The 6,954-nt window shown below is 70.7% G+C and carries 5 protein-coding genes; 2 read left to right on the forward strand and 3 right to left on the reverse strand.

The genetic code is table 11. The features are described 5' to 3' along the window. Positions 1-70: 70 nt before the first annotated feature. Complete coding sequence (locus tag ACFWBW_RS40295; protein WP_385384417.1) at positions 71-1,375, reverse strand: extracellular solute-binding protein; 1,305 nt, start codon at positions 1,373-1,375, stop codon at positions 71-73. Positions 1,376-1,602: 227 nt separating this feature from the next. On the opposite strand from ACFWBW_RS40295, the gene ACFWBW_RS40300 reads away from it, so the two are divergent. Next, positions 1,603-4,401, forward strand: a complete 2,799-nt coding sequence (locus ACFWBW_RS40300) for a glycosyl hydrolase (RefSeq protein ID WP_385384420.1) — start codon at positions 1,603-1,605, stop codon at positions 4,399-4,401. Between the two features lie 96 nt (positions 4,402-4,497). Here ACFWBW_RS40300 and ACFWBW_RS40305 read toward each other — a convergent pair whose 3' ends face one another. Both ACFWBW_RS40305 and ACFWBW_RS40310 read right to left on the reverse strand, forming a co-directional pair. Then, entirely contained in the window at positions 4,498-5,535 is a 1,038-nt protein-coding gene (locus ACFWBW_RS40305; protein WP_385384423.1) for a LacI family DNA-binding transcriptional regulator, read from the reverse strand. Between the two features lie 160 nt (positions 5,536-5,695). Continuing rightward, positions 5,696-5,857: a carbohydrate-binding protein gene (locus tag ACFWBW_RS40310; RefSeq protein ID WP_243337014.1), complete on the reverse strand. Its 162-nt coding sequence runs from the start codon at positions 5,855-5,857 to the stop codon at positions 5,696-5,698. 153 nt (positions 5,858-6,010) lie between these two features. Here ACFWBW_RS40310 and ACFWBW_RS40315 point away from each other — a divergent pair, with 153 nt between their 5' ends. Next, positions 6,011-6,952, forward strand: coding sequence for a LysR family transcriptional regulator (locus ACFWBW_RS40315; protein WP_385384428.1), 942 nt, complete (start codon positions 6,011-6,013; stop codon positions 6,950-6,952). Positions 6,953-6,954: the final 2 nt, after the last annotated feature.

Genomic DNA, 6,954 nt, shown 5'->3' on the forward strand with positions numbered 1-6,954 from the left:
TGGGAAAAGACGGAGCAGCCGGCGAGAGCGTCCGCTGCTCGCCCCCCCTCCCCCCCCCCCGCGCCCGGCGTCAGCCGATGACGTTCGCCACGCCCTTCTTCGCCGTCTCCCACGCCGTGTCCGACGCGACCCCCTTGCGCTCGACCTCGCTCAGCGCGTTCGTCAACTGCTGCATCACGTTCTGGTCGTGCACGCCCAGCACCTGGACCGGGGACTCCTTGGCCGCGTCACCGAAGATCTGGCCGATCGGGGCGTCGGAGAAGTAGGGGTCCTTGGCGTCGGCGATCTTCGCGATCGCGCCCGTAGAGGAGGGGAAGTTGCCCTGCTTCTGGAAGACCTTCGCCTGCTGCTCGGGCGCGGTGAGCCACTCGATCAGCTTGTACGCCTCCTCCTTGTGCTTGGCCGCACGCGGGATCGAGAGGTACGAGCCGCCCCAGTTGCCCGCGCCGCCGGGCAGCTTGGCCACGTCCCACTTGCCCTGGCCGGCGGCACCCGCCTGGCCCTTGACGTAGCCGAGCATCCAGGCCGGGCAGGGGATGGTGGCGAACGAGCCGGCGGCGAAGGCCTGGTTCCACTGCGGGGACCACTGGTCGAGCTTGGCGCTCAGACCGGCCTCGGCCGCCTTCACGGAGGTGTCCCAGGCCGTCTTGACCGCCGGGTTCGTCTCATAGATCAGCGTGCCCGAGGCGTCGTAGTACCGCTCCTTCTCCTGGCCGATCATGACCCCGTAGAGGGATCCGATGCTGTCCAGCCAGGCGCTCTGGGCGGGAGCCTTCTTCTTGTACTCCTTGCCCAGCTCCAGGTAGCCGTCCCACGTGGACCACTTCTTCGCGAGCTCCTCGCGGTCGGTGGGGAGACCGGCCTGCTCGAAGAGGTCGGTGCGGTAGCACATGGCCTCGGGGCCCACGTCCGTGCCGAGGCCGAGGACCTTGCCGTCCTTCGTGGAGGCTGCGGACCACTTGGCCTCGGCGAACTGGCCCGCGAGCTTGTCGGCCCCGTACGCCTTCAGGTCCTGGAACTTGTCGGCCTGCTGCTGGGTGACCGACGCGATCCGGCCCACCTCGACGCCCTGCACGTCCGCGAGACCACCGCCACCCGCGAGGCGGGTCTGGAGCGATTTCCAGTAGTCCGCCTCGTCCTGGGTGTCGCTCTGCTTGATCGTCACGTTGGGGTGGAGCTGCTGGTACTCCTCGTAGAGCCCGGCCTCCTTGAAGCCGAAGGATCCGAAGAGGTCGACCGTGAGGGTGACCTTTCCGCCCGCACCGTCGGCGGCGTCCGGCGAGGCGCTGGATCCACAAGCGGCGAGGAGGGCCCCCGTGAGGACGACCGCGCCGAGGCGGGCCGTGGCTCTCTTGGCGACTCGGGCGATGGGCATGGGAAGCCTCCCTTGACTTCGGGATGAACCGAGCGCCGATTTGAGAGCGCTCTCAGTGCGTGCGTCTGGAGCGTCCCCCACCGCCTGTCCCCCGTCAAGACTCGAACGCATAACAGCTTGGCGTTACGCCTAACTGCACGTTGAGCATGCTCCCTTGACACTGAGGTTTCAGGAGATTTACGTTCCTTGGCACTTGAGAGCGCTCTCGAACGCGCTCTTCCCCCCACGTGATCGAGGTGTGTTTCGTGCAAGCCTCCCTCTCCAGACCCGCAGTGGCGACGCTCCTGGCCATCGGCCTGGCAGCCGTCGGCCTGGGCCCCGCCGCCTCCCCGGCAGCCGCCGCCACCATCCCGGCAGGGTCCGGCAGTTACACCGACACCCGACCTGCCGGGACGTCGGGCCCCACCACGAACACCGGCGCCCCCGTCACCCCCAAGCTCACCGCCGCCGCCCGGGACAAGCCGGTCCCGACCAACGACTGGTGGACCTCGCTCGCCTACCAGCGCTACGGCGACAACCCGTACTCCACCCCCATGTACGGTCACCCCCTCACGTACCAGGCCAAGGCCTCCGGCCTGGAGGTCGGCTACCCGACCACGCCCGCGATCGTCGGTGACGGCCGGCAGTACGAGTACGCCCACAAGGCCGACCTCACCGTCGGCCTCACCGGCCTGAACTCTCCCGACACCAAGGCCGATGCCTGGTCCGACTGGACGGTCACCCCGTACTGGGCGGACGGCTCCCGCACCTTCCGGGCCACCATCGGCCACGGCATGCCGTTCGTGTACGCCAAGGGCTCCGGCGGCGATGCCCGTATCACGACGGCTTCCACGCCCACCGTCTTCGCGGACAACGGCAACGTCCTCGGCATCACGGTCGCGGGTCACCACTACGCGCTCTTCGCCCCGACCGGCGCCGACTGGAACGTCTCCGGCACCGCGATCACCGCCGGACTCGCGGGCAAGGACTACTTCTCGCTCGCCGTCCTGCCCTCCACGGACGCGCTCGCCACCTACCGCAAGTACGCGTTCAGCTTCGTCACCGGATCGCAGGTCGGCTGGCAGAGCGCCGGCGGCGACGTCCGGGCGACCTACACCCTGACCACGGAGGCCAAGGAGGGCACCGAGCGCGGCACGCTCCAGGCCCTCTACCGCCACCAGTGGCTGCACACCGCCGACGCGCTGACCCCGTACACGTACGTCTCACCGCGCGGCACCATGAAGGTGCGCGAGTCCGCCTCCTTCACCACCAGCCAGAAGAACAACGGAGTGGTGCCCGCCCTGCCCGCCACCAGCGGCGTCGACCGGGCCCGGCTGACCGGTTACCTCAACGAGGTGGCCAACGCCGCCGACCCGTTCTCCGGGGCCTCCGACACCTACTGGACGGGCAAGGCGCTCGGCCGCCTCGCCCAACTGGTGCCCGTGGCCGACCAGATCGGCCAGACCGCGACCCGCGACAAGCTGCTCGGCCTGATGAAGGGCCGTCTCCAGGAGTGGTTCACGGCGGGCGGGGCGAGCGGGTTCAGCTACGACAAGGACTGGAAGACCCTCACCGGTTACCCGGCCTCGTACGGCAGCGACACCGAACTCAACGACCACCACTTCCACTACAGCTACTACGTCTACGCGGCGGCGATCATCGCCCAGTACGACCAGGCCTGGGCGGCGGATTCGGCCTGGGGCGCGATGATCAAGCACCTGATCCGCGACACGGCCAACCCGAGCCGCACCGACGCGGCGTACCCCTTCCTGCGCGGCTTCGACGTGTACGCGGGCCACAGCTGGGCCTCCGGCCACCAGGGCTTCGCGGCGGGCAACAACCAGGAGTCCTCGTCGGAGTCCGTCAACCTCAGCGCCGGCCTCGTGCTCTGGGGCGCGGCGACCGGAGACACCTCGCTCCGCGACCTCGGCAGCTACCTGCTGACGACGGAGTCCGAGGCGATCACCCAGTACTGGTTCGACGCGAGCGAGCAGGTCTTCCCCGCCTCGTACAAGTACGGCACGGTCGGCATGGTCTGGGGCAGTGGCGCCGCGTACTCCACCTGGTGGACCGCCAACCCGGAGGAGATCCACGGCATCAACGTCCTCCCCGTGACCGGAGGTTCACTCCACCTGGCCCGTGAGAAGGCCGCCATCAAGCGGAACATCGCCGAGATGGAGCGCGAGAACGGAGGCCCGGCCCAGGAGTGGCGCGACCTGCTCTGGGAGTTCGAGGCGCTGACCGATCCGGCTTCGGCGAAGTCCAAGTGGGACGGTGTGAACGGCAATTACACCCCCGAGCAGGGTGAGTCCAAGGCGCACACCTACCACTGGATCAACACCCTCGACACACTCGGCGCACCGGACATGGCCGTCAGCGGCGACCTGCCCACATCCGCCGTCTTCACGAAGAACGGGACCCGCACCTACACCGCGCACAACCACGGCTCCACCGCCCGGACGGTGACCTTCTCGGACGGCAAGACCCTTTCCGTACCCGCCCGTTCGACGGCCACGAGCACGGGGCCCGGCGGCGGAGACCCTGACCCGGAGGAGCCGGGCCCGTCCACCGGCAACACCTTCCGCCTCAAGACCGGAGGCGTCCTCACCACCGCCACCACCGACCCGGCCGGCGTGGACACCCTGGCCTCGGCCGACGGCGTGAACCGGGACGGCACCCCGTACCGGCCGACCGTCTACGAGGCGAAACAGGTCAACGGCAAGGTTTCCGCCGGGGCCGCCACCGCGTTCCGCCTCCGGGTGGACGCCGGCACCAAGGTCGGGCTCGCCCCGCAGGTCCGGGTCAGCTACGACCTGACCGGTGACGGCACCTTCGACCGCACCGAGACCTTCCGCTACTTCGCGACCGACCCGGTCGCGGGCTGGGAGGAGTACACGCAGGCGGTCGGCGCGCAAGCCGTCACCGGCAGTCTGGGCGAACTCAAGAACGGCACCGTCCGCCTGGAGATCTGGAACGCACTGGGCAATGGCACGTCACAGGTGCAGACGGGCACGGACGCGGCGGTGCTGAAGATCCCGTACGTGTAGTCCCCTGCCCGGACGAACCAGGCGTACGGGCGCGATCGAAGCGGCGGGTCTCCGGCTCCTCGGGGCGGAGACCCGCCGTACGCGCACGCCGGGGTTTCAGGCCGAGGCCCGCCGAACCAGCATGGTCGGGGTGATCACCGAGTCCGGGGCCGCGCCGTTCCCCGTACGGTCGAGGATGCGCAGCAGCAGCCGGGCCATCAGCCGCCCCTGGCCCTCGATGTCCTGCCTGACGGTGGTCAGCGGCGGGTCGGTCTCCCTGGCCACCGGATCCATGTCGTCGAACCCGACGACCGCCACCTGCTCCGGCACCGCGATCCCGCGCTCCCGCAGGACCCGCAGCGCCCCGGACGCCATCAGGTCGTTCGCGACGAACACCGCGTCCAGGTCGGGCCGCCGTTCCAGCAGCTCCGCCATCGCCCGCGCCCCGCTCTCCACGGTGAAGGCGCCCGTGGCGACGAGCGTCGGATCCATGTCCAGCAGCACGTCCCGGTAGCCGTCGAGGCGGTCCATCGCCGAGGTCTGGTCGGCCGGCCCGCCGATGTGTGCGATCCGCTCCCGCCCGAGGTCCCGCAGGTGCTGCACGGCGACCCGGGCCCCGCCCCGGTTGTCGGCGTCGACGTACGGAACGGCCCGTTCGCCGGGGTCGGCGGTCCAGCCGGGCCGGCCCCCGAACACGGTCGGAATCCCCGCCCGCCGGGTGATCGCCGGCAGCGGGTCGTCCGTGTGCAGCGAGAAGGCGAGCGCGCCGTCCACGTGCCCTCCGGACAGGTACCGGGTGATCCGGTCGAAGTCCCCCGGCCCCTCGACCAGCAGCAGGACGAGCTGGGTGTCGTGGGCGGTCAGCTCTTTGCTGATGCCCCGGATCTGCTGGGAGAAGAAGGGGTCGGAGAAGATCCGCACCTCCGGCTCCGCGATGACGACGGCCACCGCGCCCGTCCGCCGGGTCACCAGCGTCCGGGCCGCGTGGTTGGGGACGTAGCCGAGCTCGTCGACCGCCCGGAGCACCTTGTCGACCAGCGGTTTGCGGACCCCGTCGCCCCCGTTGACGACCCGCGAGGCGGTGGCCCGGGAGACCCCCGCACGCGCCGCGACGGCTTCCAGGGTGGGGCGGGTCCCGGGGGACTGCTCGGGCAAGGCGGTTGCTCCTCGTCGACGGGGGGCGGCGACACGCAGGGTGGTGCGGACCTCTGCCGTCGCCGGATCGTCTACAGCCTAGCGCCGGGACGGGCCGACGGCTGAGAGCGCTTCCAATCGGATATCGCCCAGCTCACCGCGGGCTTCGAGCGCGGGCCGCTCAACCGGCGTAGGGCTGCCACATCTTGACGGTCGTTGCCGGATTGCTCGCGGAATTGGACTTGTGCGTCACCAGGCACCGGTACTGCCTGCCGAAATGAACGACCCGGTCGTTCTCCGCGTACTGCCGATTGACTTTCCACTCCGAGAATCCTGCTGCCATGTGACGCCGCCTTTCATCGACCCGGCTCACTGCCGGCGTGCATGAAGCATCGCACCCTCCTGAGCAGGGCAGACACCCGATCCTGTCGGCCGGCGGATTCCGGATGCGGCAGACCCGTAGCGCGGGCCCACAGGTCTGGACCAAGCTCAGGGCATGGATCTGGAGTTGAGGCACCTCAAGATCGTCAGAGCCGTCGCCGACGCCGGCAGCCTGACCCGCGCGGCCACCGTGCTGGGGCTCACGCAGCCCGCTCTGAGCACCCAGCTCAAGCGGATCGAGCGGGCGCTGGACGGGCCGCTCTTCGTCCGGGGGCGGGACGGCGTACGAGCCACCGCGCTCGGGGAGCTGGTGCTGGAACGGGCCCGCGTGGTGCTGCCGGCCGTGTGCGAGCTCCAGGAAGAGGCGGTGCGCTTCGCCCGGCAGGGCGCGGTCGGCTACCGGCTCGGGGGAACGCACGGGCCGCTGCTGGGCGGACTCGTGGACAGGATCATCCGGCAGGAGCCCGGTGTACCGGTGACCACGTACACCTCGTGGTCGGAACGGGAGGTCGCCGGGGGCGTGGCCGCCGGCAGGCTGGACTTCGCCCTCGTCGGGGTCTGCGGGGAGAGCGCCCCGCCGGAACCGGGGCGGCTCGCGTGGATGGAGGTGGCACGGGACCCGGTGCACGTGATGCTGGCCGAGGACCACCCGCTGGCACGGCGGCCGCGGATCGAGCTCGCGGAGCTGGCCGCCGAGGCCTGGACCGACGTGCCGGGCGACGGGTGCTTCGGGGACTGCTTCGCGGCGGCGTGCGTGCGCGCCGGGTTCACCCCGGCGTGCGTGTACGAGACGGACACGGCTTCGTGCGTGCACCTCGTACAGGTCGGGCGGGCCGTGGGACTGTGCCGGGCGACGTTCCCCGTGACCCCCGGGCTGGTGACCCGGCCGCTCGCCGGGAGCCCGCTGGTGTGGAGGCACCTGCTCGGCTGGCATCCGGCGGCGCGGGCAGCCGCCCGAGCGGCAGGGGTACTGGGCCATGCCCGGGACGCGCACACGGAGGCGCTGGCCCGATCCTCCGCGGTCGCGGTCGCGGCGGCCCTGGCGGAACGTGCGTAGGC

The sequence above is a fragment of the Streptomyces sp. NPDC059957 genome, assembly GCF_042730015.1.
GTDB lineage: Bacteria > Actinomycetota > Actinomycetes > Streptomycetales > Streptomycetaceae > Streptomyces.

Excerpts from the sequence above, each read along its gene's own strand:
- ACFWBW_RS40310 (WP_243337014.1), bottom strand. The coding sequence starts at position 5,857 with ATGGCAGCAGGATTCTCGGAGTGGAAAGTCAATCGGCAGTACGCGGAG.
- ACFWBW_RS40315 (WP_385384428.1), top strand. The coding sequence starts at position 6,011 with ATGGATCTGGAGTTGAGGCACCTCAAGATCGTCAGAGCCGTCGCCGAC.
- ACFWBW_RS40295 (WP_385384417.1), bottom strand. The coding sequence starts at position 1,375 with ATGCCCATCGCCCGAGTCGCCAAGAGAGCCACGGCCCGCCTCGGCGCG.